Annotated in this window: 24 protein-coding genes; 10 read left to right on the top strand and 14 right to left on the bottom strand. The window is 74.2% G+C overall.

Going from position 1 to position 25733, the window contains the following annotated elements; all coding sequences use genetic code 11:
* Nucleotides 1–117 precede the first annotated feature (117 nt).
* Nucleotides 118–351 (top strand): hypothetical protein, encoded by a 234-nt coding sequence (locus tag AC2A1K_RS00950; protein ID WP_483894431.1) that lies wholly within the window; start codon nt 118–120, stop codon nt 349–351.
* A 136-nt stretch (nt 352–487) separates the two neighbouring features.
* Here the strand turns inward: AC2A1K_RS00950 and AC2A1K_RS00945 are convergent, their stop codons facing one another.
* The gene (locus AC2A1K_RS00945) at nt 488–1207 is read right to left on the bottom strand and encodes a TetR family transcriptional regulator (protein ID WP_483894430.1); all 720 of its coding nucleotides are present in this window, start codon (nt 1205–1207) and stop codon (nt 488–490) included.
* Nucleotides 1208–1377: 170 nt separating this feature from the next.
* Between AC2A1K_RS00945 and mhpA the strand changes: the two genes are divergently transcribed.
* Genes mhpA through AC2A1K_RS00925 form a run of 4 tightly spaced genes read left to right on the top strand, consistent with a single transcriptional unit; the run spans nt 1378 to nt 6093 of the window.
* A complete protein-coding gene (gene mhpA / locus AC2A1K_RS00940; protein ID WP_483894429.1) occupies nt 1378–2949 on the top strand; it encodes a bifunctional 3-(3-hydroxy-phenyl)propionate/3-hydroxycinnamic acid hydroxylase MhpA in 1572 nt (523 codons plus the stop codon).
* Between the two features lie 38 nt (nt 2950–2987).
* Nucleotides 2988–3890 carry an alpha/beta fold hydrolase gene (locus tag AC2A1K_RS00935; RefSeq protein ID WP_483894428.1) on the top strand — a complete coding sequence of 301 codons (903 nt, stop codon included), beginning with the start codon at nt 2988–2990 and terminating at the stop codon, nt 3888–3890.
* Nucleotides 3887–4990 (top strand): VOC family protein, encoded by a 1104-nt coding sequence (locus AC2A1K_RS00930; protein ID WP_483894427.1) that lies wholly within the window; start codon nt 3887–3889, stop codon nt 4988–4990. Before AC2A1K_RS00935 ends, AC2A1K_RS00930 begins: the two co-directional genes overlap by 4 nt.
* A 47-nt stretch (nt 4991–5037) precedes the next feature.
* Complete coding sequence (locus AC2A1K_RS00925; RefSeq protein WP_483894426.1) at nt 5038–6093, top strand: amidohydrolase family protein; 1056 nt, start codon at nt 5038–5040, stop codon at nt 6091–6093.
* Nucleotides 6094–6473: 380 nt separating this feature from the next.
* Here the strand turns inward: AC2A1K_RS00925 and AC2A1K_RS00920 are convergent, their stop codons facing one another.
* Nucleotides 6474–7127: a maleylpyruvate isomerase family mycothiol-dependent enzyme gene (locus tag AC2A1K_RS00920; protein WP_483894425.1), complete on the bottom strand. Its 654-nt coding sequence runs from the start codon at nt 7125–7127 to the stop codon at nt 6474–6476.
* 5 nt (nt 7128–7132) lie between these two features.
* Between AC2A1K_RS00920 and AC2A1K_RS00915 the strand changes: the two genes are divergently transcribed.
* Nucleotides 7133–7372: a dihydrodipicolinate synthase family protein gene (locus AC2A1K_RS00915; RefSeq protein ID WP_483894424.1), complete on the top strand. Its 240-nt coding sequence runs from the start codon at nt 7133–7135 to the stop codon at nt 7370–7372.
* A 119-nt stretch (nt 7373–7491) separates the two neighbouring features.
* On the opposite strand, the gene AC2A1K_RS00910 is transcribed toward AC2A1K_RS00915, so the two are convergent.
* Nucleotides 7492–9585 (bottom strand): heavy metal translocating P-type ATPase, encoded by a 2094-nt coding sequence (locus AC2A1K_RS00910; protein WP_483894423.1) that lies wholly within the window; start codon nt 9583–9585, stop codon nt 7492–7494.
* An 85-nt stretch (nt 9586–9670) separates the two neighbouring features.
* On the opposite strand from AC2A1K_RS00910, the gene AC2A1K_RS00905 reads away from it, so the two are divergent.
* Complete coding sequence (locus AC2A1K_RS00905) at nt 9671–10063, top strand: ArsR/SmtB family transcription factor (RefSeq protein ID WP_483894422.1); 393 nt, start codon at nt 9671–9673, stop codon at nt 10061–10063.
* 115 nt (nt 10064–10178) lie between these two features.
* Nucleotides 10179–10802, top strand: coding sequence for a L,D-transpeptidase (locus tag AC2A1K_RS00900; RefSeq protein ID WP_483894421.1), 624 nt, complete (start codon nt 10179–10181; stop codon nt 10800–10802).
* A 57-nt stretch (nt 10803–10859) separates the two neighbouring features.
* Here the strand turns inward: AC2A1K_RS00900 and AC2A1K_RS00895 are convergent, their stop codons facing one another.
* The 4 genes from AC2A1K_RS00895 to AC2A1K_RS00880 all read right to left on the bottom strand — a co-directional run bounded on the left by AC2A1K_RS00895 (nt 10860) and on the right by AC2A1K_RS00880 (nt 15584).
* The gene (locus AC2A1K_RS00895; RefSeq protein WP_483894420.1) at nt 10860–12395 is read right to left on the bottom strand and encodes a DUF1996 domain-containing protein; all 1536 of its coding nucleotides are present in this window, start codon (nt 12393–12395) and stop codon (nt 10860–10862) included.
* Nucleotides 12396–12859: 464 nt separating this feature from the next.
* Complete coding sequence (locus tag AC2A1K_RS00890) at nt 12860–13261, bottom strand: DUF2255 family protein (RefSeq protein WP_483894419.1); 402 nt, start codon at nt 13259–13261, stop codon at nt 12860–12862.
* A gap of 105 nt (nt 13262–13366) precedes the next feature.
* On the bottom strand, nt 13367–15298 hold the full coding sequence (locus tag AC2A1K_RS00885) for a S9 family peptidase (RefSeq protein WP_483894418.1): 1932 nt from the start codon (nt 15296–15298) through the stop codon (nt 13367–13369).
* A gap of 55 nt (nt 15299–15353) precedes the next feature.
* Nucleotides 15354–15584 (bottom strand): hypothetical protein, encoded by a 231-nt coding sequence (locus tag AC2A1K_RS00880; protein ID WP_483894417.1) that lies wholly within the window; start codon nt 15582–15584, stop codon nt 15354–15356.
* A 24-nt stretch (nt 15585–15608) separates the two neighbouring features.
* Here AC2A1K_RS00880 and AC2A1K_RS00875 point away from each other — a divergent pair, with 24 nt between their 5' ends.
* Complete coding sequence (locus AC2A1K_RS00875) at nt 15609–15770, top strand: hypothetical protein (RefSeq protein ID WP_483894416.1); 162 nt, start codon at nt 15609–15611, stop codon at nt 15768–15770.
* 85 nt (nt 15771–15855) lie between these two features.
* The gene (locus AC2A1K_RS00870; RefSeq protein WP_483894415.1) at nt 15856–16602 is read left to right on the top strand and encodes a DUF3159 domain-containing protein; all 747 of its coding nucleotides are present in this window, start codon (nt 15856–15858) and stop codon (nt 16600–16602) included.
* Here AC2A1K_RS00870 and AC2A1K_RS00865 read toward each other — a convergent pair.
* The 7 genes from AC2A1K_RS00865 to AC2A1K_RS00835 are packed head-to-tail and all read right to left on the bottom strand — an operon-like array spanning nt 16545 to nt 25700.
* Entirely contained in the window at nt 16545–18275 is a 1731-nt protein-coding gene (locus AC2A1K_RS00865) for an ABC transporter ATP-binding protein (protein ID WP_483894414.1), read from the bottom strand. The genes AC2A1K_RS00870 and AC2A1K_RS00865 overlap by 58 nt on opposite strands.
* Complete coding sequence (locus tag AC2A1K_RS00860) at nt 18272–20074, bottom strand: ABC transporter ATP-binding protein (RefSeq protein WP_483894413.1); 1803 nt, start codon at nt 20072–20074, stop codon at nt 18272–18274. Before AC2A1K_RS00860 ends, AC2A1K_RS00865 begins: the two co-directional genes overlap by 4 nt.
* Nucleotides 20071–20769, bottom strand: coding sequence for a TetR/AcrR family transcriptional regulator (locus AC2A1K_RS00855; RefSeq protein ID WP_483894412.1), 699 nt, complete (start codon nt 20767–20769; stop codon nt 20071–20073). Before AC2A1K_RS00855 ends, AC2A1K_RS00860 begins: the two co-directional genes overlap by 4 nt.
* Before the next feature lie 47 nt (nt 20770–20816).
* The gene (locus AC2A1K_RS00850; protein ID WP_483894411.1) at nt 20817–22355 is read right to left on the bottom strand and encodes an ABC transporter ATP-binding protein; all 1539 of its coding nucleotides are present in this window, start codon (nt 22353–22355) and stop codon (nt 20817–20819) included.
* The gene (locus AC2A1K_RS00845; protein ID WP_483894410.1) at nt 22352–23182 is read right to left on the bottom strand and encodes an ABC transporter permease subunit; all 831 of its coding nucleotides are present in this window, start codon (nt 23180–23182) and stop codon (nt 22352–22354) included. The genes AC2A1K_RS00850 and AC2A1K_RS00845 overlap by 4 nt, the downstream gene beginning before the upstream one ends.
* Nucleotides 23179–24138, bottom strand: a complete 960-nt coding sequence (locus AC2A1K_RS00840; RefSeq protein WP_483894409.1) for an ABC transporter permease — start codon at nt 24136–24138, stop codon at nt 23179–23181. The genes AC2A1K_RS00845 and AC2A1K_RS00840 overlap by 4 nt, the downstream gene beginning before the upstream one ends.
* Nucleotides 24135–25700 (bottom strand): ABC transporter substrate-binding protein, encoded by a 1566-nt coding sequence (locus tag AC2A1K_RS00835; protein ID WP_483894408.1) that lies wholly within the window; start codon nt 25698–25700, stop codon nt 24135–24137. The genes AC2A1K_RS00840 and AC2A1K_RS00835 overlap by 4 nt, the downstream gene beginning before the upstream one ends.
* Nucleotides 25701–25733: the final 33 nt, after the last annotated feature.

Genomic DNA, 25733 nt, shown 5'->3' with positions numbered 1-25733 from the left:
GCCGGCCGCGCCCGGCAAGGGTTCCGCAGGGCATCGGGAGCACCGTCGTCCATCACGATTCTCTGATGGATTCCTCGGGTTTCCGGTACTTGTTCGCAGGGATCGGGCGCTCCCAGCGTGGGCTCCTCGCTGCGAACGAGGAGCCACCGCACGACCGCGACGTCGAACCTCGACGATCCCGCCTTCCTCACCGGCGACCGCCACACCGAGTACCGGGCGATCCGCGAGCAGGGCGCCGTGCTCCCCGTCGGCGATCCCGACCGTCCGACGCACGTGCTCACGCGCTACGCCGACACCCACGCGGTGCGGCGGGACACCGCGGCCCGGGCACAGCTTCGACGGCCACGCTGACGACCGTTCTGACCTTCGTAGAGCCGCGAGGAGGCCACGCTCGCCGAGCCGGTCGGCCTCCGACCGGCTTTCTGGGTCGATCACGACAGTCTCGGACTGCAGCCTGCCAGGAGGGCGGCCGTGGGTGTGGCCCAGCTCAGGGGTTCGCGGTCCGCAGGCGAGCGACCAGGTCGATCAAAGCGTGGGCGTGCAGCTCGAACAGCGCCGCGAGGTCGACCCGGTCGCCGTCGATCTCGTGGGCGATGAACAGTCCGTCCGCCGCGGCCAGGGCATAGGTGACCAGCAGGTCGACCGCCCCGACCGTCAGGTCCGGGGCGAGCTGACCGACCGCTGCGACGAGGCGTTCCCGGGCGACCCGGCGAACCTGCAGGAACACCGTGCGGGCCCGGGGTTCCTCGGGGCGGCGCTCCAGGGCGAGCATCAGGCCCAGACGTAGGAAGTCCGGCGTGTCGAGCAGCGCCTTGCCGACCTGGGCGGCCATGTCCACCGCGAGGGCTCGGGCTCGCTCCCGGTCTCCCTCGCCGGCCTCGCCCGCCAGCGCCTCCGGCGGCAGGGTCATCGCCGCGAGCCAGGATTCGAAGCTGCGCTCGATGACCGCGGCGATGAGGTCGTCCTTGCTCCGGAAGTGCCAGTAGATCGAACTGGCCGGCAGGCCCGCCCGCTCACTGACCAGCTTGATGGTGGTGCCTTCGTAGCCGCGCTCGCCGGCGATCTCCACCGTCGCGTCGAGGATCCGCCGCCACGACTCCTCACCGTTGGCCCGCCGCTGACGGCTGCTGCGCTCGCTGACCACCACGTTGCCTCTTTCCGGCCCGGCACGACGGCGGTCGAGCCTACGTCGACCCGCGTACGTCATCGCCCTCACACGTCCTTCCTGGAACGAAAACTACAGGATAGATGTAGTGTTCGTTCCAGCAAGGACGACGCGGTCAGCTTCGCTGGAGGCAGGACGAGATGAGCGAGGACGCAGACCCCACGACCCCGGGTGCAGCGGCGGGACCCGCCGAACCGTCTCCAGGCAGTGATGTGGCCGGGCCCGAGGGGGCCGAGGTCGACGTGGCGATCGTGGGCTACGGGCCGGTCGGGGCCACGGCCGCGAACCTGCTCGGCGGCATGGGGGTGTCGGCCGTGGTCGTGGAGCGCGAGCCGTCGATCTACGTGCGGGCCCGGGCGATCTCCACCGACGAGGAGGTGCTGCGCGCCTGGCAGCGCACTGGGCTGGCCGACGCCCTCGAGGCCGACATGCTGCCCGAGAAGCCGATCGACTTCGTCGACGCCCAGGGCGAGTCGTTCCTGAAGTTCACCCCGCGTACCCGCGGCAACGGCTACCCGCCGCAGCTGTTCATCTATCAGCCTGCGCTCGAGGAGACCCTGCGCGGCGGGGTGAAGCGCTACCCCCACGTGCAGGTGTGGCTCTCCCACGAGTGCTTCCGCATCACCCAGCACCCCGACGGGGTCGAGCTGGCGATCGCCGATCTGGAGAACGACCGCGTCCGGCGGCTGCGGGCTCGCTACGTCATCGCCGCCGACGGCGGCTCCAGCCCCATCCGCGCCCAGCTCGGGGTCGGGTTCGAGGGCCGCACCTACGAGGATCGCTGGCTGGTCATCGACACCAAGGTCCGCCGCGAGTGGCCCGAGATCGACCGGCTGCGCTTCCACTGCGACCCCGCCCGACCGGCGGTGGACTGTCCCACCCCGCTGGGGCATCACCGCTGGGAGTTCCCCGTCCTGCCCGGCGAGGACGAGCGCGAGCTGGCCAGCGACTCCTCGGTGCGACGGTTGCTGGCCGGCCACGGCATCACCGAGGAACACGTCGAGGTGCTGCGCGCGGTGATCTACAGCCATCACGTCCGCTTCGCCACCCGTTGGCGGGTCGGACGGGTGTTCCTGGCCGGCGACGCCGCCCACGTCATGCCGCCCTGGATCGGCGAAGGCATGGCCTCCGGCGTGCGCGACGCGGCGAACCTGTGCTGGAAGCTGGCTGCGGTGCTGCGCGGCGAGCTGCCCGAGGCCGCACTCGACAGCTACGAGACCGAACGCCAGCCCCACGTCCGCGAGACGACCCGCTGGGCCGTGCGCGCCGGAGCGGTGATCACCCAGCGGCGCCGTCCGGTCGCCTGGGTACGCAACCACCTGCTGCGCCTGGTCATGCGGCTACCGACGCTCGGGGCCTATCTGCGCGAGGGCGGCTGGTTCCCCGACGCGCACTACCGAGCAGGTCTGCTCGGCGACACCGGCCAGCCCGCCGTGGGCTGGCTGCCCCCCCAGCCCTGGGTCCTCGACGCCGAGGAACGACGGGTCCGTCTCGACGACGCGCTCGGCGCCGGATGGATCGTGCTCCACCTCGCCTCCGAGCAGCACCAGCCCGGCCACGATCAGCCGGCCTGGCGCGCACTCGGTGCGATGACGGTGACCCTCGCCGACCCCGGTAGCCCACCCGCCCCCGGTGTCCTGGTCGACACCACCGGCGAGCTCACCGGCTGGCTGCGTGAGCACCGCGCCGCCTCCGTCGCGCTTCGCCCCGACGGCTTCGTCCACACCGCCGCGCCGGCCGGTTCGCCACTGCCCGCCCCTCCACCAACCCTGCGCGGCCCCTGAACCCCGTCCCGCCGCCCTCTCGGTCGAAAGGCTCTGTCATGACCCAGCCCAGCATCCCGCTCTCGGAGAAGACCCTGCACTTCGCGGTCCGCGGCCCCACCGGTGGCCGCGGCGAGACCGACCTGTTCGTCGCCGAGTCCGGCGACGGCCCGCCGATACTGCTGCTGCACGGCGGCGGCCCCGGCGCCTCCGGTGTCTCCAACTACACGCGCAACATCGACGCCCTCGCCGCGGCCGGACACCGCGTGATCGTGCCCGACCTGCCCGGCTACGGACGCTCCGCCAAGCACCTCGACCACTCCGACCCGTTCGGCTACCTCGCCGACACGCTGCGCGGGCTGCTCGACGGGCTCGGCATCGAACGCGCCCATCTGGTCGGCAACTCCTATGGCGGCTCCGCCGCGCTGCGCCTGGCCCTCGACAGCCCCGGCCGGGTCGACCGGCTGGTGCTGATGGGCCCCGGCGGCATCGGCACCACGCGCGCGCTGCCCACCGCAGGGCTGACGGCCCTCCTGAACTACTACACCGGCGACGGGCCCTCCCGAGCGAAGCTGGAAACCTTCATCCGCCGCTACCTCGTCGTCGACGACTCCACGATCCCCGACGAGGCCATCGAGGCCCGCTACCAGGCCAGCATCGACCCCGAGGTCGTGGCCAACCCGCCGCTGCGCCGCCCGTCCGGGCCGCTGGCACTGCGCACCGTGTGGCGCATGGACCTCACCCGCGACAGCCGGCTGGCCGGGCTGCATAACCCGACGCTCGTCGTCTGGGGCGCCCAGGACCGGGTCAACCGCCCCAGCGGCGGTCACACCCTCGCCGCCACCATGCCCGACGCCACCCTGCTCCAGCTCGCCCGCACCGGGCACTGGGTCCAGTTCGAACAGGCCGAGCTGTTCAACACCACCGTCGCCGCCTTCCTCGCCGAAGGAGACCACCGATGACCACCACCGACCCGCAGTACCCCGGAACCGGCCCGGACCCGAGCCTGTTCGGCAAGGTCCATCTCGGCTACCTGGTCGTCGAGACCCAGCGCATCAGCGACTGGCGCCGTTTCGGCATCGATGCCATCGGCATGCACGGCGACGACCTCGACCACGACTCGCTGCGCTTCCGCCTCGACGACCACCAGTGCCGATTCCTGCTCGAACGCGGCCCCGCCGAGGACGTCACCACCATCGGCTGGCAACTCGACGACCACGCCGCCTTCGATCGGGTCATCGACCGCGTCCGCGGCGCCGGCGTCCCCGTCGCAGAAGGCACCGCCGAGCAGGCCGCCCGCCGCGGGGTCGAGCGGCTGCTGCGCTTCCCCGGCCCCAAGGGCCTCACCCAGGAGATCTTCACCCGGGCGCTGCTCGACGAGCGCCCACTGCAGATGCGCGCCCGCCGCTTCGTCACCGGCGAAGGCGGCATGGGCCACGTCGCGCTGACCTCCACGAAACCCGCCGGGCTGCGCGGCTACTTCGACACCGTCTTCGATGCCCGCCTCTCGGACTACATCGACGAAACCATCAGCGGCGTCATGCTCAAGATCCGGTTCCTGCGGGTCAACGAGCGCCACCACTCCATCGCCGTCGCCTCCACCGAGGGCGTGCGGCTGGACCCGATCCGCACCCGCGTCCAGCACCTCAACATCCAGGTCGCCGAGCTCGACGACATGGTCGGCGCCTACCAGCGGGTCAAGGAGCTCGGCTTCGGCATGGCGCTCGCCGTCGGCCAGCACACCAACGACCGCGAACTGTCGTTCTACGCCCAGACCCCGTCGGGGTTCGAATGGGAAGTCGGCTGGAATCCCGTGGTCGTCGACGAGAAGACCTGGGAGCCGGTCACCCACCAGGGCATCAGCGTGTGGGGACACACCCCTGTGGGGCAGACAGTGATCGACAAGCTCGACCGGTTCCGCCGCGGCGGGGCCTCCCTGCTGGCCACCGAGGACGTCGTGCCCGCCCTGGCCGGAGCCGGCGTCGAGGACTACACCCGCGAATCCGCACCCCCCGCCGCCCGCAACCCAGCCAGCCGCACCCTGGCCACCGGCCTCGGCTGACCCGGCGTCCCCCAGCAGTCACCCTCACCACAGGACGAGGACGTCCCATGACCAGCACCGGACGCATCGACGTCCATCAGCACCTGCTCCCACGCGACTACCTCGCCGCCCTGGAACGCCACGGCATCGCCGGAGCCGGCGGCCGGGCCCTGCCGGACTGGAACCCCGACGCCGCGGTGTCGATGATGGACGAGCACCGCATCGCCACCGGCATCCTGTCGCTGTCCACCCCCGGCACCCACCTCGGCGATCCGGTCGAGGCTCCCGAGCTCACCGTCCGGCTCAACGACGCCCACGCCGAACTGGTGAAGGACCGACCCGACCGGTTCGGGATGTTCGCCTCGGTGCCGCTGCCCGACGTCGACGCCGCCCTCGACGCGATCGCCCACGCCGACGACGACCTGCACGCCGACGGGGTGGTGCTGCTGGCCAACCACCGGGGCACCTACCTCGGTGAGCCGGCCTTCGACCCGGTCATGGCCGAGCTCGACCGCCGCAACCTCGTGGTCTTCATCCACCCCGCCGAGCTGCCCGCCGCGCCGGTGGAGGGCATCCCGCCCTTCGCCGCGGACTTCCTGCTCGACACCACCCGCGCGGCCTACCTGCTGGTCCGCAACGGCGTCGTCGCCCGCCACCCCGACCTGCGGATGATCCTCTCCCACGCCGGCGGGTTCGTGCCCTACGCCGCCCACCGCATGGCCGTCGGCATGGCCGGCGACGCCGGCCGCAGCCCTCGCGACACTCTCGAGGAGCTCCGCGGCTTCTACTACGACACGGCCCTGTCCGGCAGTCCCTCGGCACTGCCCTCACTGCTCGCCTTCGCTCGCCCCGACCACATCCTCTACGGCAGCGACTGGCCTTTCGCCCCTGACAGCGCGGTCAGCTACTTCACCGGCGGCCTCGACGAGCACCTCACCCACACCCCATTCGGCCAGTCGATCGGTGCCGCCATCGACCACGACAACGCCGCCGCCCTGTTCCCCCGTCTCAACCGGGTAGCCCGGGTCACCGCGAACCGCAGTCGCGTCGGCGAGCTCAAGGACGCGCTACGCAGCCGGATCGTGCGAACCGCGGTCGGACTCGTCGACCCAACCCGCCAGTAGCGCCACGACCACGAACCCATGACCGCCAGCAGCACGACCGCGATCGCCGTAGCGGCTGGCGCCGCCGCGTGCGACGTCGCCGTCGCGGTCATGCGCCGTTGCCACCGCGTCAGCGTGACCGTCGACGCCCCGCTGCCCGCCGCGCCCAGCATCATCGTGAGCAACCACGGGTTCGGCGGCATTTTCGGTCTCAACGTGCTGGCCGGGTGGCCGTGGCGGGCAGCCCAGTCGCGGATGGCCTGGTTCTGCTCGCTCCGTGACCGCTGCGCCGTCATCCCGGACGGCGCGGTCGGTCGATGTGCCCGTCGCCGGGCGGCTGAAGTGATCTCGATCCACGAGCTGATCCATGAACCGCTGCGACGCCGTACGGCACACGGCGATCAGGCCAGGCGTGCGGCGACCGTGGCGCGCCCGGGCCCATCGAGCGCGTCGAGCCCGGCGGAGCGCCCTGTCGCGACCAGGCAGAGGTCGAGGTCCGGGCCGAGAAGCTCTGCCCCGTCGCCGTGGGTCCACCCGGTGTCGGTGGATACCAGCCGCAACCCGGCGAGCCGCCGCGGCGCACCGAGGAAGGCATTGTCCGCGACGTAGGCCAGGCAGGCCGCAACGACCTCCGGCGGCGAGACGTAGCTACGCCCGAGCGGTCGAGCGATGTCCTGGGCGTGGATCACGAGGTCCATCAGCGGGTCCATCGGCCCGCTGCCCGGCATGCGCCGGGTCGAGTCCGCGCTGGCCCGCAGCTGCTCGACCAGCTCGGCGCTGCTGTGGGCGGTGGCGCGGCGCCGAGCCAGCTGGACGGTCATGCGATCGAAGCTCCCCCCGGCGCGCAGCATCGCGCACACCACCTGCAGCGCCGACGTCCGTGTCGTCACCGTGAGGTGGGCGGCCACGTCGCGCACTGTCCAGGCGCAGCACAGCGAGGGGGTGGCCCACTGCGCGTCGACGAGATCGGCGAGGTGATCGGCGAGGTGACTGCGCTCGACGCGCACCGCTTCGTTGATGGCGGCGGGAGACAGGGCCGGGAACGAGGTGTTCATGCGCTGTGGACTCCCGCCGCCCAGCCGACTCATCGCTCGGACCGGAAATCGGCCCCTGCGGCTCGACGGGGGAGTCCTCGGCGCAGACGGTCGCCGAGCACATCGCCGCGCTCCGCGCGGTCGCCGCGGAGGTCGACGACGCCGTGCCGTTCCTGCCGGGCACGGGGTCGGCGAAGCTCGACGACACGCTGGAGATCAGCGGAGCGTGCGACGTGCTCGTGCGCCGTGTCAGCCCACCGGGGTGAGGTGACGGTGCCCGGTCGCTGTCCCTGGCCGCACCCCGCGAGCAGGGCAGTCAGGGCCCACGACCAGCAGCGCCCAGGTCGGACCGGTCACGGCACGCCTCACGCGGCATGCGCCCGGGTCACCGGTTCGGCGCGCGCGCCGGGGTGTTCGGGAGGTGCGGGTCGCAGCACGAGCAGCCGGGCGACGCGTCGGGTCGGACCGCAGGTGCGGGCACACAGCACGGGTCGTCGGGGGTAGGCGCCGCCTCGACGGTGACGTGATGCCGTGCCGAGCTCGCGGGCGCGGCGGTGAGGCCTGGCAGCGTGGCGGCCCGGGCCGCGCGGACGGCGTTCAGGATGACCAGGACCTCGGCGGCCTCGTGGACCACGACGACCGTGGCCAGGCCGAGCATGCCGAGCACGGCGAGCGGGATGAGCACGCCGATGATCAGCAGTGAGACGCCGATGTTCTGGAGCATGATCCGTCGCGCTCGGCGGGCGTGGGCGAGCGTCCGGGGGAGGTGCCGCAGGTCCTCGCCCATGAGGGCGACGTCGGCGGTCTCGATGGCCACGTCGGTGCCCATGGCGCCCATGGCGATGCCGACGTCGGCGGTGGCGAGCGCCGGAGCGTCGTTGACCCCGTCGCCCACCATGGCCACACGGCGCCCGGCGGCGATGCGCGGCAGCAGCCCGGCCTTGTCCTCGGGCCGGAGCTCCGCGTGGACGACGTCGATGCCGGCCCGGCGGGCCAGGGCGCGGCCGGTGCGCCGGTTGTCCCCGGTGAGCACGGCGACCTCGACGCCGAGCTCACGGAGGCGCCGCACCGCGTCGGGCGCCTCGGGGCGGAGCTCGTCGCGCACCGCGATCGCGCCGAGCAGTACGCCGTCCCGCTCGACCAGCACGACCGTGGCGCCCTCGCCCTGAAGTCGTTCGACGTCGCCGCTCAGCGGTCCCGCCGGGATCCAGCCGGGCTTGCCGAGCCGGAGCTCGGCGCCGCCGTGCGAGCCGGTCAGGCCGTGCCCGGCCACCGCGGTGACGTCGTCGGCCGCGGCGACCTCGAGCTCGCCGGCAGCGGCGAGGACGGCCCGGGCGAGGGGGTGCTCGCTGCGGGCCTCGAGGGCGGCGGCGGTCTCGAGGACCTCGCGGCGCCGGTGGCCGGGCGAGGCGAGCAGCTCGGTGACCTCGGGCCGGTGGCGGGTCAGGGTGCCGGTCTTGTCCAGCGCGACGGCGCCGATCCGGCCGAGCTCCTCGAGCGCGGCCCCGCCCTTGATGAGTGCGCCATGGCGGGTCGACGCGCCGATGGCCGCGACGACGGTCAGGGGCACCGAGATCGCCAGCGCGCACGGCGAGGCCGCCACCAGCACCACCAGGGCGCGCTCGAGCCAGAGCAGGGGGTCGCCGAGCAGCGCGCCGATCCCGCCGACCAGCACGGCGAGGGCCATGATCGCTGGGACGAGGGGGCGCGCGATCCGGTCGGCGAGGCGTTGGCCGGCGCCCTTGCGCTCCTGGGCCTCCTCGACGATGTGCACGATCCGCGCCAGGGAGCTGTCCGACGCGGCGGCGGTGACCTCGACCTCGATCGCGCCGTCACCGTTGATGCTGCCGGCGTGGAGGTCGTCGCCGGGACCGGCTTCGACGGGCACGGACTCGCCGGTGATCGCGGAGGTGTCGAGGCTGGTGCGCCCGGCGCGAATGCGGCCGTCGGTGGCCGCGCGCTCCCCGGGGCGCAGGACGAGGACGTCGCCGACGACCAGGTCGTCGGGGGCGACGGTGACCTCTCGGCCCTCGCGCAGCACCGAAGCGGTCGGCGGGACCAGCCCGAGCAGGGCACGCAGCCCGCCGCGGGTGCGGTCGACGGCGTGGCGCTCGAGGCCCTCGGCGATCGAGAACAGGATCCCGAGCAGCGCGGCCTCGGCGATCTGCCCCAGGGCGATCGCGCCGACCGCGGCGATGGTCATCAGGGTGCCGACCCCGATACGCCCGTGCCGCAGGGCGCGCAGCGCACCGGGCGCGAACGTGGCGGCGGCGACGACGGCGGCGAGGAGCTCGAGCCCGGCCACGAGCGTCCCGGCGGCGCCCGCGCGGCCGAGGACCCAGGCGACGCCGAGCAGGACCGCGGCCGTGAGGGACAGCTGCAGCTCGCGGACGTGCCACAGGCGGGCGGGACCGTCGTCGCGGCCGGGACCGTCGGTGACTCCGGGCGCGTCGGTGGAGCCGCAGCAGGCGTCGGACACGCCGCTCCTCTCGTCGAGGAGAGTCAATCTAACGTACGTTGATGTGTCGAGGCGAGCATGTACCAACGGACGTTAGAGTGACGAGGTGGCCGAGCGCTCGACCCCCGATGTCGACCAGTGCGACCTCCTCTGCCTGGACCTCCCGTACGCCGAGGACATCCGGACGTCGCTGCCCGGGCTCGAGACGCTCGCCGCGGCGGCGACCCTCGGCAAGGCGCTCGCCGACCCCACGCGCCTCGCGGTGGCCGCGGCCCTGTCGGCCGGCGACGAGCTCTGCGTGTGCGACATGGCCTGGGTCGTCGGGCAGGCGCAGAACCTCGCGTCCCACCACCTGCGGGTCCTCAAGACGGCCGGGCTGGTGACCTCCCGGCGCGACGGGAAGCTCGTCATGTACCGGCTGACGCCGACCGGTCACGCCCTCGTCGGGGCCGTGCTCGGGGCGACGGCTCCCGCGGCGTCGTCCGTCGTGGACGCCTAGCGCGATCGCTCACGCGACGCCGTCTCCGGTTCACCCGGTCGGCGGCTGCAGTGATCGGCGCGGCCCGTCGAAGCAAGGGTGACGGGTCGGCGCCCGTCGCGGAGGGAGGACGCCCATGAGCACGAACCCGGCAGGACGCGGCCGTCACCGGCTCGTCGTCGCGGGCGGCGTGGTCCGACGCCACCCGGGCCGGGCGGCCGCAGCCTTGGGCGCCGTGGCCGTCGCGGCCGTGACCGCGCTGGCCGTGCCCGCGACGGCGGCGCCGGCCGCCCACAACGTCGAGCAGAGCCCGGCGGCGCAGGCCGCGCACGCGGAGGCGCAGGTCCCCGGGACGCCCTGTTCGGTGTCGGCCCGCGCGTGCGTGGACCTCGAGTCCCAGCGGGCGTGGCTGATCCGCGACGGCACGGTCACTCGGGGTCCGATGACCATCGCGTCGGGCGGCGAGGGCCGCGCCACACCGGTGGGCCACTCGCTGCGGGTCTATCGCAAGGAGCTCGACCACGTCTCCGGGGAGTCGAAGACCCGCGACGGCCGGCCCGCGCCGATGCCCTACTCGGTGTTCTTCGCCGACGGCGGGATCGCCTTCCACAGCGGCGACCCCTCCCGCTCGTCGGCCGGCTGCATCCGCATGGAGACCGGCGACGCCCGCGCCACGTTCGACCACCTCCAGGTCGGCGACAAGGTGCAGGTCGTCAACGCGTCGCAGGAGCAGGCCGCGCGCGGGGGCGCCCGGCAGTAGGGACACGCGTGCCCGGCGGGGGAGTCCCCGCCGGGCACGGTGTGGGAGACGTGTCGGTCAGCCCTCGCGCGGGATGTTCGCGCACTGCTGGCCGGCGTTGATGCACTCCGCGCCCCGCTCCGACTGCGCCTCGGTGGCGAGGTTCTCGTAGTCCGAGTGGTCGGTGCGGGGGTCGTGCTGCTCGTTCGGGAAGCTGTCGATCGAGAACGAGCGGCCGTCGGGCTGGTCGTAGGTCAGCGTGATCCGCAGGGCGGGCACGGGGACCTCGTCGCTCTCGCAGTTGCCCTGCGCGTCCGGGAACGTCATGTGCGAGCGCAGGTCCTCGGTCTCGAGGTTCTCGCCGTCCCAGCAGCTCGGGTAGTCGAGGAAGCGCACGAGCTGCGAGCCCGGGCCGCAGATCGGGTACCGGTCGGTGACCCGGTCCTCCTGCCCGGTGCACGTGTACTTCGCATTGACGTTCTTCTGGTCCTGGGCGCCGGCCTTCGCGTTGCCCATGATGATCATCAGGTGCGCCGGCATCGGCTCGATCTCGCGGTCGCCGTGCCCGCGGAACGACAGCTGCGCCGAGCGGGGCTTCATGATCGCGCCGACGTTGCCGTCCCGGCCGCCGCCGTCCTCGTCGACGTCCGGGCCGGTGCCGTTCAGGTCACGGACGACCGGCCAGAAGAACGTCGACTGGTCACCGTTGACGCAGCTCGTGGCGCCTTCCTCCAGCGAGCGCTCGTCGGAGTTCGCGTCGGTGGTCCGGTTGCCGACGTAGTCGTGGACGTGCTGGGCGCCGTTCCGCTTGCCGGGTGCGGCCATGTAGTTGTCGGAGTTGTTGTGGTCGCTCACGCCGCAGTCGACGGTGTAGGACCCGCGGCTGAAGACGCCGCCTTCGCCGATGTTGCCGTTCGGCTCGACGTCGTTGATGTCGACGTAGTCCTCCGGGCCCGCCGGGGCGGCCTCGTCGCGGCCGGGGAACGGGTCGGCGGCGGCGTTGGGGGCGCTCTGGACCTCGCCGACGTCCTGGGCCGGGCGCTGCCGGTTCACGCGGTCACTCTGCCCGTCGTCCGGCCGGTTCTCCTGGCGGGCCCGGTCGTCGGGATTCTCGGCGTCGTTGTCTCCCTGGTCCTGCTCGCGCTGGTCCTGCTCGCGCTGGTCCTGCTCGCGCTGGTCGTCCCGGCCGTCGTCCTGGCGGCCGTTCTCGTCGCTCGAGCCGGCCGCACCGAAACCGTCCTCGGAGCCCCGGCCGCCGGTGCTCTCGTCGCCGGTGCTCTCGTCGCCGGTGCTCTCGTCCTCGTCGGAGCCCCGGTCCGAGCTCTCGCCGTCGTCGCCGTCGTCGCCGTCGCCGCCGTCGTCGCCGTCGTCGCCGTCGTCGCCGCCGCCGGAGCTGCCGCTGTCGTCGTCCCCGGAGTCGCCGTCCTCACCCGACCCGCCGTCCTGGGACCCGCCGGTGAGGGAGCTGAGGATGCCGCCACCCCCGTCTCCGGAGTCGTCGGCGGCGGCGGCGTTGCCGGCCACCATGACCACGCCGAGCGTGACGAGCAGGGCCGCCACGGCCGCGATCAGGCGGGTCGGCAGGCTGGAGCGATGTCGGCCGCGTCGGGGCACGGGAAACCTCCTGACGGTGCCCGCGGCGCCGGGGACGGGGGAGCTCGTCCGCGGGTCGACGCCGGGGCAGGGGAGTCCTGCGGGGGTGTCGGCGGAGCGCAAGCGGCGGAATGCCAGGGGGAGCGTCGCCGCCCGGCTCCGACGGAGAGCACGGTAGGGACACGAGGGCCCGGTGATCGCCTATCTGAGAGCCGGCGGACCGGGACGCCGCCCACCGGCACGCCAGCCGCGCCGAACAACGCACCGTCTGCGCCGGATGTCGCAATCGGGCGCCCGAGTGCCCCTCAGGTCTCTCAGGTCCGTGTCGTCGGGGTTCTCAGTACCCGGACGGTGCCCGCGGCGAGCACCGCCAGGACGAGGAAGCCGGCCAGCGACGACGGCGAGCGCAGCCATCGGCGCCGTGGTGGCCCGGCGGTTCGCCGAGCGCATGGGCCTGTGGCTCGCGGCCGCGGGGCTCGCGGCCGTCACGCTGACGAGCCACTGATCCTCTCGGGGTCGAGTCGCAGCGTGGTCGCGGCCGCCTCGTCGCCCACCATGCGGTCCACGGAGCCGGCGCCGTACCGGCGGCCGTACTTGGCGCGGTAGGCGTCGTCGACGATCTCCCGGGACGCGGTGCCGAGGTCATCGACGCGGACGTCGGCGTCGAGGCCCGGGACGTGGATGCGCGCCCGGCCCGCGTCGAGGACGCGGCCGAACCAGCCGGTGTCGCGCCGGTACCAGGTCCGCACGTAGACCCCGTCGTCTGCGGTCACGACCCAGATCGGCGTCGGGCGCCGCAGGGTGCCGTCGGACCGTCGAACCGCGATCTCCAGTTCGTCGGCCGCGGCGAGGTGTTCCAGCTCCTCCGGCGACCAGGTGGTGCTCATGACGCCGACGGTAGGACCTCGATCGCACTCGAGGTCCAGCCGTCGGCGAGCGCGTGGCGCTACGGACACTCAACGTCTGCGGCGCCACGCCGCTGACACTCCGGGTCAGTCGAGGCGGCGGCCACCGAGGTGCTCCGCGAAGTGCGCCTCGATCGCGCGGTAGAGCCGGAACTGGTTCTCCGGGTTGGCGAAGCCGTGGCCCTCGTCCTCGGCCACCAGGTACTGCACCGGCACGCCGCGCCGGCGCAGGGAGCCGACGATGTTGTCGGACTCGGCCTGGACGACGCGGACGTCGTTGGCGCCCTGGGCGACGAGCAGCGGGGTGCGGACCCGGTCGACCATCGTGATCGGCGAGCGGGCCAGCATGTCCGCCTCCTGCTCGGGGATCGCCGGGTCGCCGACGTAGCCGTACCAGCTGTTGACCTGGTAGGGCCGGACGAACTCGGGCAGCGTGCGCATGAAGTTCGCCAGGTTCGAGACGCCGACGTAGTCGACGGCCGCGGCGAAGAAGTCGGGGGTGACGGTGACGCCGACCAGCGCCGCGTAGCCGCCGTACGAGCCCCCGTAGATGCCGATGCGGTCGGGGTCGGCGAAGCCCTCGGCCACGGCCCACCGCGCGGCGTCGATCAGGTCGTCGTGCATGGCGCCGGCGAGCTCGCCGATCGCGGCGGTGAGGTGGCGCTTGCCGTACCCGGTCGAGCCGCGGAAGTTGACGTGCAGCACCGCGTAGCCCCGGTTCGCCAGGAACTGCGCCTCCGGGTCGTAGCCCCACGAGTCGTGGGCCCACGGCCCGCCGTGCACGACCAGCACCAGCGGCAGCTTCTCGAGCGGCTCGCCCACCGGCAGCGTCAGGAACGCGTGCAGCGGCAGCCCGTCCCGCGCGGCGAACCGGACCGGGGTCACGGGCGCCAGCTCGGCGGGGTCGAGGTGCGTGTACGCGCGGAACAGCAGCCGGCTCTCGCCGGTCGCGCGGTCGAGGAACCAGGTGACGCCCGGCTCGCGGTCGTGGACGAAGCTCGCGATCCAGTACCGCTCCGCCTCGTCCGAGGACAGCTCGTGCAACACACCCTCGGACAGCCGGGCGACCGCGTCGAACACGTCGGCGTAGGCCGGGTCGACGACCTCGATCCGCGGCCGGTCGCCGACGAAGCGGGCCGCGATGACCTCCCGGGTGCGGGCGCTGGTGAACACCGTCGCCGGCAGGAGCGGGGAGATCAGGCCCATCGTGTCGATGTCCTGCCCCTCGACCGCGGCGACGACGCTCTCCTGCCCGGTCTCCCGGTCGATGCGCACCAGCCGCAGGTCGTCGGAGTCCTGGTAGAGCCCGAGCAGCAGCCCCGACCCGTCCGGGGTCGCCATCTGCGGGTGCACGCCGAGCGGGTGCTCCGGCCCGCCGACCCGGCGCAGGAGGCGCGCCTCGAGGGTGTCGGGGTCGACCGCGGAGAACTCGTACGTGCCGTCCTGGGTCAGCCGCGTCAGGAACGCGGGCCGGCCCTCGGCGTCGACGAGGTAGCTCGCGCCCAACTCGGGCTGCTCGTGGTGCAGGGTCGTCTCGCCGGTCGCGAGCTCGACCCGGAACGCGTCGAAGTGCATCGGGCGCCGGTTCATCCACACGAGGAGGTGTGCCGGGTCCGACGGCAACGTCTGCGTCCCGGCCACGCGGGACCCGGGCGGCAGCGGCGTCAGGTCGACGGCCGGCTCCGGGTCGTCCCCACCCGCCCGGGTCAGGTCGACGCGGAACAGGTGCCAGTCCTCGTTGCCGTCGGTGTCCTGCTCGTAGAGCAGCCAGCGCGGGTCCTGGGTCCAGGAGTAGTTCCTGATTCCGCGCCGCGCGTCGTGGGTGACGCAGACGGCCTGCTCGTGGTCCTCGTCGATCCCGCGGACCCACACCTGCGTCCGGCCGTACCGCGGGGCCAGGTAGGCGATGGCCGTCCCGTCGGGGGAGATCGTCGCGTGGGCGAACTCCGGGTCGGCGAAGAACTCCTCGACCTCGCGGAGTCGCGGGCGGGCGCTGGTCGGGTCTGCCGTCTGCGTCATGAGGCCATGCCACGGTGTGCCGTCACGGCACGCTCAAGGATCTGTGAGCGCCGTCTCAGCCCTGGGCGTCCCGCAGCGTCAGGACCACGCGCATGACCCGCTCGACGGCCGCGTCGAACAGCGACCCGCGCAGCTCACCGCGGTCGGCCAGGTTCTGTGCGGCGAAGTCGACGGTCCGCTCCGGCCCCAGGCGGCGCACGAGCAGGGTGGCGACCTCGTCGAGGTCGAGACCCGGGTGGTCCAACCGCGCCAGGGCGAACTCGACGATCAGCTCCTCGTCGGACACGGCGACCTCCCTCCCCGGACCTCCATGATGCGCACGGCGGCGACACCGAGGAACCCCGAGGGGCCGCCGGAGAAGCGGGGCGCACGGCGCCGGGCCGACGTCGACGAGGTGACCGCGCAGCTCCACGCCATCGAGGACACCTGCGCGGCACTCGCGGAGTACCGGAGCTCCCCGGGCACGGGGTGACCCCGGCCACACCGGATTGAGCGTGCCGCAACGTCACACCTTCTCCTGGGCGCAGCACACCGCCAGCGCCCCAGGGAGGGACGACATGATCACCGGGAAGCCTCGCCACCGGCGGGAGGACCCCGATCCCGTCACCGCGCCGGTGCCGGTCGCCGGGGCGGAGCCGCCCGTGTCGCCGGGCCGGGCGATCCTCGCCCAGATGGGCGGCTGGCCCGGGGTCGTCTACACCAACGTGCCCGCGATCGTCTTCTCGATCGCCAACGCGTCGGTCCCCCTGCTGACGAGCCTCGCCATCGCGATGGCCGCCGCGGTCGCCCTGGCCGTGTTCCGGCTGGCCGTGCGCAAGGAGACGCCGGTGTCCGCCTCCGGCGGCATCATCGGCGTCGCGGTCGCCGGCGCGATCACGGTCTGGACCGGCTCGGCGCGCGACTTCTTCCTCGTCGGCATCTGGATGGCCTTCGCCGCCACCCTCGTCCTGGTGGCCTCGCTGGTGATCCGTCGGCCCCTGACCGGCATGGCCTGGGGCTGGCTGTACGGCAAGCAGTTCGACTGGCGCAGCGACCGCGTGTCCCGGCGCGCCCATCTCGTCGCCACCGCGTTCGCCGCGGTCGTGTTCGCCGGGCGCTTCGCGGTCAACCAGACGCTCTACGTCGCCGACTCCACGGGCGGCCTCGCGACGGCCAAGGTCGTCCTGGGGTTCCCCCTCACCGCCCTGATGGGTGTGGTCGTGATCTGGGCCTTCCGCCGCACCACCAGGCGCCTGATCAAAGGCGCTCAGCCCGTGAGCCGCCAGCCCTTCGCCGCGATCCGCGACGCCCAGAACTCGGCGTAGCGGCCGCCCGCCGAGAGGAGCTCGCTGTGGGTGCCCGACTCGGCCACGCGCCCCTGGTCGAGGACGACGATCCGGTCGGCGGCCACGACGGTGGGGAGCCGGTGCGCGATCACCAGCACCGTGCTGCGCTCGGCCAGCGTCCGCAGCGCCTCGGTGAGGTAGCGCTCGTTCTCCGGGTCGAGCGCGGCCGTGGCCTCGTCGAGCAGCACGATCGGCGACTGCTTGAGCAGGGCGCGCGCCACCGAGACCCGCTGGCGCTCCCCGCCGGACAGCGCGGTCCCGCCCTCGCCGACACGGGTGTCCCAGCCCGCGGGGAGCCGGTCGACGATCTCCGCGACGCCCGCGAGCCGGGCGGCCTCGTGCACCTCGGCGTCCGTCGCGTCCGGCCGGCCGATGCGGATCGTCTCGACGAGGGTGTCGTCGAACAGGTAGACGTCCTGGAAGACCAGGGCCAGCTGCGCCATCAGCTGCTCGGTCGGCTGGTCGCGGACGTCGGTGCCGCCGACCCGCACGGTGCCGGCGTCGACGTCCCAGAAGCGCGCGAGCAGCCGCGTGACGGTGGTCTTGCCGGAGCCCGAGGCGCCGACGAGGGCGGTCATCGTGCGGGGCGGGATGCGCAGGTCGACCCCGCGCAGGACGGGCCGGTCGGGGACGTAGGCGAAGTCGACCCCGTCGAGCTCGAGCGCCCCCGGCTCGGGGAGCGCCGAGGCGCCGTCGGCCTCGGGCAGCGCCGGTTCGTCGAGGATCGAGGTCAGCCGGTGCAGGTCGTTGCGGGCCATCTTCAGCACGCCCGCGTAGTCGCCGATCTCCGCGAGCGGCCCGGTGAAACGGGCGGCGAGCGCGATGAGCGCGATCGCGGTGCCCACCGCGACCTGCCCGGCCACGGCCAGCGCGACCCCGACGACGAGCAGCACGGTGAACGTGAACTGCACCGTGATCCCGCCCAGCACGATCCCGACGACGCCGTTCCACATCACCCGCCGGCCGGTGACCCGCTGGTGCTCCAGGGCGTCGTCGAGCGGCGCGTAGCCGTCGACGCCGCGCCCGAACGCCCGCAGCACCCGCTGGGTCCGGGCGAACTCGACCACGCGGTTGCCCGCCGCGACGGCTGCGGCGTCGTTGAGCTCGTCGCCCCGGCCCACGAGGCGGGCGCCGGCACGGAACGCGAAGTACAGCACCGGGGTGCAGGCGAGCACGACCAGCGCGAGTCGCCAGTCGAAGAACAGCATCCCGACGACGATCGTCGCCGGCGTGGCGATGCCGACCACGATGGGCGTGAGCAGGTGCGCGAACAGCCCGGCGACCATGGTCGTACCGCTGGTCGCGGTGCGGGAGAGCCGGCCGACCTTCTCCCCGGTGAACCAGCCCAGGGGCAGCGTGGCGACGTGGTCGCCCATGCGCTCGTGCATGGTCGTCAGCACGATGATCGCGACCGCGAAGCCGCGCATCGCCTGTAGGTAGTGCGCCAGACACGTGGCGACGACGGCGACCGCGACGACCGCGAGCCCCCGGAGCACCGCCGCGCCGTCCCCGGCGAGGATCGCCTCGAAGACGGGCACGAGCAGCACGGTCGCGACGCCCTGGAGCACACCGTAGGCCGCGACCCAGGCGAAGTAGGTGTACAGGCGCTTCGTGTGTGCGGGCCCGAGCAGCGCGAGCAGGTCCCTGATCATCGGGCCGTCCCCTCGAGAGCCGCCCACTGCCGGGCGTAGGTGCCGTGGCGGGCGATCAGCTCCGCGTGGGTGCCGGACTCGACGACGCGGCCGCCGTCGAGCACGACGATCCGGTGGACCCCGGTGATCGTGGCCAGCCGATGGGCGATGACCAGCACGGTCCGCCCGGCGGCGAGCACCGACAGCGCGTCCTGGATGGCGGCCTCGGACTCGGGGTCCGCGAACGCGGTGGCCTCGTCCAGCACGAGCACGGGGGTGTCGGCGAGCAGCGCGCGGGCGATCGAGACGCGCTGCTCCTCGCCGCCCGACAGCCGCGCGTCCTCGCCCACCACCGCGTCGTAGCCCCGCGGGAGCTCGGTGATCCGCTCGTGGATGTTGGCGGCCTCGCAGGCGCGCCGGACCTCGTCGTCGGAGGCGTCGGGGCGCCCGAGCCGGACGTTGTCGGCCACCGTGCCGTGCACGAGCTGCACGTCCTGCAGCACGAAACCGACGTGGCGGTAGAGCACCTCCGGGGCGATCTCCCGGACGTCGACGCCGCCGAGGCGCACGGCGCCGTCGCTCACGTCGTGGAAGCGGGGGAGCAGCGTCGCCAGCGTCGACTTGCCCGACCCGGAGGGCCCGACGAGCGCGGTCACCGTGCCGGGCGCGCACGTCAGCGACACCCCGAGCAGCACCTCGGAAGTGCCGTCGTAGGAGAAGCGGACGGCGTCGAACTCGACGGCGTTGCCCGTCGGCTCCCGCGGGCTCTCCGTGACGGGCAGGACCGGCGTCTCCAGCAGCTCGTGGATGCGCAGGGCGGCGGCCGCGGCGGTGCGGCGGTTCTGGCCGCCGAATCCGAGCGCCATCACGGTGGTCGGGATGATCAGTGCGACGAGGACCCCGGTGATCGCCTCGATCGGCGTCACCCAGCCCTCGGCCGCGAACCAGGCCGCCCCGGCGGTGGCGACGAGCCCGACCACCGGCGCGCCGATCGCCATCGTGCTCAGCGCCTCGAGCCGCAGCATCGGGCGGACCCACTCGGCGTAGGAGTGGCCGAAGTCGGCGGCCGCGCGGCGGAAGTTCTCGTGGGCCCGGCGGCCCTGCCCGTAGGTCTTGACCACCGAGATGCCGCTGACGAACTCGACGACGGCCGTGCTGATGCGGCCGAACGTCTCGTTCATCGCCTGCATCTTCTCGGTGTAGCCGCGCATCATCCACGCGTACGCGGCGGCGTAGACGGGCAGCGTGACCAGGGCGAGCAGCGCGAGGCGCCAGTCGAGCCAGAGCAGGTAGGCCAGCCCGCCGACCGGCAGCGTCATGGCCGCGGTGAACTCCACCGAGTGGTGCGCGATCAGCTGGTGCAGGTCGTGCACGTCCTCCTGCGCGGACTTGCGCACCAGGCCCGACGAGCCCTGGGTGAACCAGCCCAGGGGGACGCGCCCGAGGTGGTCGACCATCCGGCGGCGCAGGATGCCCTGGAGCTTGACGTCCGCGAGGTGCGTCATCGTCAGCGCCCCGCCGATCAGCAGCCCGCGGGCGCCGAGGCCGGCCGCGACCAGCCACGCGATGAGCACGACGCGCCCGGTGTCGACCGGGCCCGGCGCCAGCAGCAGGGCACCCAGCTCGGCGAGGCCCGCGAACGGCACCAGCGCACAGAGCGCGCCGATCGCCCCGAGCACACAGGCGGCGCGGATCGTCGTCGCGACGGGGGCGCGGACGGCCTTGAGCGCCACGTCCTCGCGGCGGCTGCGGTCGCGGGCGGACCCGGCGGGCGCCTCGGCGTCCGGCGGGGCGTCCGGCTCTGCCACGACAGCGGTCACGGTGGTCCTCCGGTATCTGGGCGTGTGCGGGGCCCGAGCAGGCCGTCGAGCACGGTCTGCAGGTGGGGGTCGAACTGGTCGGGGAATCCGGCGGGACCGCTCGTCGCGGCCTCCTCCTCCTTCTCCGCCCCCACGGCGTTCATCAGCGCGTGCAGCGCCGGGAACGCCGCCGGGTCCGAGTCGCGCGCCATGGCGTGGTTCCAGGCGTCGGGGCGGTCGTGGTGGGAGGTGAGGAGCTCGCCGTACGCGAACTCCCAGAGCAGGTTGTTGGCCGAGAGCCCGGCGGTGCCGTGCAGGCCCGCGCGGTCCAGGGCGGCGAAGAGCCGGTCGAGGACCGGGAGGATCCGCGGGCTCGCCAGCCCCTCCTGGACCAGCGCGGTGACGACCCACGGCTCGCCCTGCACCGCGTGGTGGACCGCGTGCATGAGGCCGGTGATCTCGTCGCGGGGATCGTCGACCGGCGCGGGCAGCACGATGCGCGCGGCGACGGCGTCGAGCATGGCGAGCACGAGCGCCTGGCGGTCGGCGACGTGGCGGTAGAGCGCCATGGGCGAGCGCCCGAGCTCGTCGGCGATGCGGCGCATGGACAGGGCCGCCATCCCCTCGGTGCGGGCGATCGCGAGGGCGACGTCGACGATCGAGGGCAGGTCGAGCAGACCGGCGCCGCGCCGGCCGGGTGTGGTGGGTGACGACATGGCCTGCATCCCACCCCTTCCCCTGCGTTTACGCTGTACGCAACACCTTAGCCTCGGGTTGGTAAGGTGTCGACGTCGGCTCGGAGCCGGGTGGCGAGGAGGTTCGCGGCGCCGGCGTCGGGCAGCACGTCCGCTCGCGGGCCGTCCTCGGTGATCCGGCCCCCGGCCAGCACCGCGACACGGTCGGCGGCCAGCGCCACCTCGATGTCGTGGGTGACGACGAGCAGGCCGGTGCCGTCCCGGACCAGGTCGCGCAGCAGCGTGAGGATCCGCGCGCGGGTCACCGTGTCGAGCGCCGAGGTGACCTCGTCGCACAGCAGCGCCCGCGGCCGGGCGGCCAGCGCGCGGGCGAGCGCCACCCGCTGGCGCTGGCCTCCGGAGAGCTCGCCGGGCTGGCGCGCGGCGAGCTCGGCGGGCAGGCCGACCGCGGTGAGCAGCCGGGTGGTCTCGGCCGCCGCGTCGGACCCGGTCAGGCCGCGCAGCAGTCGCAGCGGCCGGGCCAGCGCCGTGCGCACCGTCTGGCGCGGGTGCAGTGCCTCGGCGGGGTTCTGGGCGACGAGCTGCACGCCGGCGCGCTCCTGCGGCGAGCGTCGTCGCACGTCCGCGGGCACGGGTCGCCCGGCGATCTCGACCGTGCCCTGCGACGCCGGGTGCAGGCCCGCGAGGACGCGGGCGAGCGTGGTCTTGCCCGCGCCGGAGGCGCCGAGCACGGCGACGATCTCGCCCTCCCGCACCTCCAGGTCGAGGCCGTCGAGGACGGTCGTGCCCGGGTGTCCGGCGACCAACCCGCGGCCGCGGAGCACCTCGGGGCCGGGTGCGTCGGGCTCGGGCCGGTGGCCGGAGGCGGCCGACGCCGCCACCAGCGCCCGCCCGGTCGCCGACGCGGGTGCGGCCAGGACCTCGGTGCACGGGCCCTGCTCGGTCACCCGCCCGGCGTCCAGCACGACGAGGCGGTCGACCCGACCGGCGAGGGTCACGAGGTCGTGGGCGACCCAGAGCAGGGCCACGCCCTCGCGGCGGAGCCGGTCGAGCTCCTCGGTGACCTCGGCCCGGGCGACCAGGTCGAGCCCGGTGGTCGGCTCGTCGAGCACCAGCAGGCGCGGTCCGCCCGCCAGCGCCGTCGCGATCGCGACCCGTTGCTGCTGGCCGCCGGAGAGCTGGTGGGGGTAGCGCCGGGCCAGCCCGGCGGGCAGGGCCACCCGGTCCATCAGCCGGGCGACGGCCCGCGCGTCGGCCTCCGCGCCGGCGCGCGTCAGGGCCTCCCGTAGCGCCGCCCGCACGCTCCGGAACGGGTTGAGGGTCTCGCCGGGGTCCTGCCCGACGTACCCGGCGAGCCGCCCGCGCAGCCCCGGACCCGGCCGCGGGAACGCGGGGACGCCCGCCACGGTCACCTCGCCCCCGGCCCGCGCGACGCCCTCGCGCAGGTGGCCGAGCACCGCGAGCGCGGTCGTCGTCTTGCCCGAGCCGGACGGGCCGACGAGCCCGACGGCCTCGCCGGGGGCCACGGCCAGGTCCAGGCCGTCGACGACCGGCCGACCCCCGGCGACGAGGGTCAGCCCGGTGACCTGCAGCAGCACCTCGGTCATCCGAGCACCGCCCGGCTGTGGCGGACGAGGTCGTCGGCGACCAGGTTGACCAGCATTGTCAGCAGGGCGACGCCGAGCACGGGCGCGGCGAGGGCGGTGGGCGCCAGGGCGGCGCCGGGGAGCGCCTCGACGATCAGGGTGCCCCAGTCGGTGCCGGACGCGCCGACGGCGAGGAACCCGGCCGCCGTCGCCAGGTAGACCGCGGACACCAGGCGCAGACCGGTGTCGGCCACGAGGGTGCCCGCGACCAGGGGAAGCACCTCGCGCCCGAGGATCCAGGCGGTGGACTCCCCGCGCGCCACTGCGGCCTCGACGTGGGCCCGGGTGACGACGGGGGCCGCGGCCGCGCGCAGCACACGGGCCGACAGCGGGGCGCTGGTCAGCGCCACCGCCAGCACGATTCCGAGCCGGTCGGGCAGCGAGGTGAGCACCAGCAGGAGCACGAGCATCGGCGGGAGCGCGGCGAGGGCGTCGAACGGGCGCAGCACGGCTGTCTCCGCCCGTCGGCCGCGCCGCCCGCTGCGGGCCCCGAGCAACGCCGCGACCATCCCGATCACCGCGCCGACGAGGGAGCCGAGGAGGGCACCCGCGAGGCTGGTCAGGAGCATCGGCCTGCCCCCGTCGAGCAGGCGCGAGAGCACGTCGCGTCCGAGGTCGTCGGCGCCGAGCAGCGGCCACTCGGCCGGCGGAGCGTACGGCGGTGCGACCGGGGCCGTCGGCGAGTACGGGGCCACCTCGGGGCCGACCAGGATCACCAGCACGAGGACCGCGAGGGCAACGACGGGGCCGCGGCGGACCCGGCCGGTGGTCGCGAGCGTCGCCGTCATGCCGGGACCGCCGTCCCGGACGTCCGCAACGTCGGCGTGAGCACCCGCACCGCGACGTCGGCGAGCACGAGCGCGATGAGCATCGCGGCTCCGAGCGCCATCGCCAGCGCCTGGACGACCGGCAGATCCCCGCCGCGCACCGACGTCACCAGCAGCGTCCCGATCCCGGGGTAGCCGAACACGGACTCGACGAGGACCGCCCCGCCCAGCAGTGCCGTCCCCGTCACGAGCCAGACCTGCACGGCGACCGGCAGGACGGCCGGAACCAGGTGCCCCCGCACGATCGCCCGCTCGGAGGCGCCGCCCAGTCGTGCCGCCTCGACGTGCGGGGCGCGGGCGGCCGTCGCCGTCGCGGCCCGGATCACGCGGATGGCGTAGGCGGAGCCGAGCAGCAGCAGGCTCAGCACCGGCAGGACCAGGACCTCCGGCACCGACAGGGGCGAATCGCCCGGGGGCACCAGCGAGACCGCGGGCAGCACGCCCAGCCCGACCGCGAACAGCAGCACGAGCCCGCCCGCCGTGACGAACTCGGGGACCGCGACCAGCAGCAGGACCACCGTGGACACGGTCCGGTCGGTGCGCGTGCCCGCCCGCACGCCCGTCGCGAGCCCGACGGCGAGCGAGAGCGGCACGAGCAGGACCGCGGTGATCGCGGCGAGCAGCACGGAGTTCCCGAGCCGGCCCTCGAGCATCGTGGCGACCCGCTCCCCGGTGACCGACGTGCCGAGGTCGCCGCGCAGGAGCCCGCCCGCCCAGCCGAGGTACCGCTCGCTCAGCGGCCGGTCGAGGCCGAGCCGTGCCCGGGCCTCGGCGAGGCGCTCGGGGGTGGCGGTCAGGCCGAGGCGGGTGCTCGCCGCGTCGCCGGGCAGCAGGTCGACCCCGACGTACACGAGCAGGGAGAGCAGGACGAGCAGGCCGGCGGTGCCGGCCAGGCGCCCGGCGACCAGGCGGATCACACCAGGCCGGCCTTGCCGAGATAGGGGTACTTCGCCGAGTCGCGGACCTCGATGCCGGTGACGGTCGACCGGGAGAGCGACAACGTGTCCGCGAGCCCCCACACGAGGGTGTTGCCGCGGTCGGCCATGACGTTCTGCGCCTGGGCCCACGCCTGCGCGCGGGTGGCCTCGTCGGTCGTGGCGAAGGCGGTGGCGACGGACTGCTGCAGCTCGGGGTCAGGCAGCGCGAGCGACGGGTACGCCGCGATCCGCGAGTAGGTCACCGTCAGCGGGAACGGCCCCAGCGGGAAAGACACGGCCGGGACCGACGCGATCGCGGCGACGTCGAAGAACTCCTGCAGCCCGACCACCTGCGAGCGCGCGTCGAGCCCGAGCTCGCGGAGCTGCTCGACGAACAGCTCGGTCGAGGCGTTGAGACCGGTCTCGTACTCGGCGGTCCGGATGGTGATCGGGACACCGGTCGCGCCGGACTCCGCGAGCAGCCGCCGGGCGGTGTCGACGTCGCGGGGCAGCGGGGCGATCCCGTCGGCGAAGTACTGGGCGCCCTTGCCGTAGATGTCGCTGCCGACCACGCCGTACCCCAGCAGCACCCGGTCGACCAGCGCCTGCCGGTCGACGCCGAGGCGCACGGCGCGCCGCGCGCGGGGGTCGCCGAACGGCGGCACCGTGGTGTTGAGCACGAACCCGAGGCCCGTCCGGTTGCCGTCGCCCGCGCTGCGGATCTCCAGCCCGTCCCCGCCCGCGCCGGTGCGGGCGAGCGCGTAGGGGATGTCCGAGGCCCAGTCCGCCTGGCCCGCGCGCACGGCGTTCACCCGGGCCGTCGGGTCGTCGAGGCTGAGGATCACCAGCTCGTCGGCGTACGGCGGACCGTCCCAGTACTGGTCGTAGCGCACGAGACGGGCCTGCTGGCCGGCCGCGAAGTCGGCGACGCGGTAGGGCCCGGTCCCCAGGGCGTTCGCGACCGTGAAGTCCCGAGCGCCGTTCTTGATCACGCGCATGGCGGCGCCGGCGAAGAGCGTCGCCGGGTCGCCGACCGGCTGCAGCGTCGGCACCTCGAGCGTGCGCCCGTCGCGCACGCGCACGGCGGGGACGTCGAAGAACATCGGCAGCTCGGACGGGTAGGGCCGCTCCGGCGACGCGAGGTAGGACAGCGTGTAGGCGACGTCGGCGGCGCCGAACGGCGAGCCGTCGTGCCAGGTGACGCCCGGGCGCAGGCGCACGACGAACGACCGCCCGTCGGGCGCGCTCTCGACGGACTCGGCGAGGCGGGGTGTCGCGGCCCCGCCGACCAGCGCGAACAGCTCGTCGTAGATGACGGCGTTGCGGGTGTAGTCGGCTGGCGTGCCGCCCAGGAACGGGTCGAGGGACTCCGCGGGTCCGCCCCCGGCGAACGCGAAGCGGACGGTGCCCCCGCGGTTCGGTGTCGCGGTCCCGGCGCCGACGACGGGCGGCGCGCTCGGGGTGGCGCCCCCGCAGGCGGCGAGGAGCGCGATGCCCGCTCCGGCGCCGGCCGCGCGCAGGAGAGTGCGGCGGCACAGAGGGGCGGACGAGGGTCCGGACATGCTAGGCACGGCTCTCCCGATGCGTACGACGTC

It is taken from the genome of Actinomycetospora sp. 2LY8.5 (assembly GCF_057180585.1).
Note: the sequence above shows the minus strand (reverse complement) of the source record. Positions and strands in the feature narration are given on the sequence as shown.

Excerpts from the sequence above, each read along its gene's own strand:
- AC2A1K_RS00945 (WP_483894430.1), bottom strand. The coding sequence starts at position 1,207 with ATGACGTACGCGGGTCGACGTAGGCTCGACCGCCGTCGTGCCGGGCCG.
- AC2A1K_RS00935 (WP_483894428.1), top strand. The coding sequence starts at position 2,988 with ATGACCCAGCCCAGCATCCCGCTCTCGGAGAAGACCCTGCACTTCGCG.
- AC2A1K_RS00930 (WP_483894427.1), top strand. The coding sequence starts at position 3,887 with ATGACCACCACCGACCCGCAGTACCCCGGAACCGGCCCGGACCCGAGC.
- AC2A1K_RS00925 (WP_483894426.1), top strand. The coding sequence starts at position 5,038 with ATGACCAGCACCGGACGCATCGACGTCCATCAGCACCTGCTCCCACGC.
- AC2A1K_RS00920 (WP_483894425.1), bottom strand. The coding sequence starts at position 7,127 with ATGAACACCTCGTTCCCGGCCCTGTCTCCCGCCGCCATCAACGAAGCG.
- AC2A1K_RS00900 (WP_483894421.1), top strand. The coding sequence starts at position 10,179 with ATGAGCACGAACCCGGCAGGACGCGGCCGTCACCGGCTCGTCGTCGCG.
- AC2A1K_RS00890 (WP_483894419.1), bottom strand. The coding sequence starts at position 13,261 with ATGAGCACCACCTGGTCGCCGGAGGAGCTGGAACACCTCGCCGCGGCC.
- AC2A1K_RS00885 (WP_483894418.1), bottom strand. The coding sequence starts at position 15,298 with ATGACGCAGACGGCAGACCCGACCAGCGCCCGCCCGCGACTCCGCGAG.
- AC2A1K_RS00875 (WP_483894416.1), top strand. The coding sequence starts at position 15,609 with ATGATGCGCACGGCGGCGACACCGAGGAACCCCGAGGGGCCGCCGGAG.
- AC2A1K_RS00870 (WP_483894415.1), top strand. The coding sequence starts at position 15,856 with ATGATCACCGGGAAGCCTCGCCACCGGCGGGAGGACCCCGATCCCGTC.
- AC2A1K_RS00865 (WP_483894414.1), bottom strand. The coding sequence starts at position 18,275 with ATGATCAGGGACCTGCTCGCGCTGCTCGGGCCCGCACACACGAAGCGC.
- AC2A1K_RS00855 (WP_483894412.1), bottom strand. The coding sequence starts at position 20,769 with ATGTCGTCACCCACCACACCCGGCCGGCGCGGCGCCGGTCTGCTCGAC.
- AC2A1K_RS00850 (WP_483894411.1), bottom strand. The coding sequence starts at position 22,355 with ATGACCGAGGTGCTGCTGCAGGTCACCGGGCTGACCCTCGTCGCCGGG.
- AC2A1K_RS00845 (WP_483894410.1), bottom strand. The coding sequence starts at position 23,182 with ATGACGGCGACGCTCGCGACCACCGGCCGGGTCCGCCGCGGCCCCGTC.
- AC2A1K_RS00835 (WP_483894408.1), bottom strand. The coding sequence starts at position 25,700 with ATGTCCGGACCCTCGTCCGCCCCTCTGTGCCGCCGCACTCTCCTGCGC.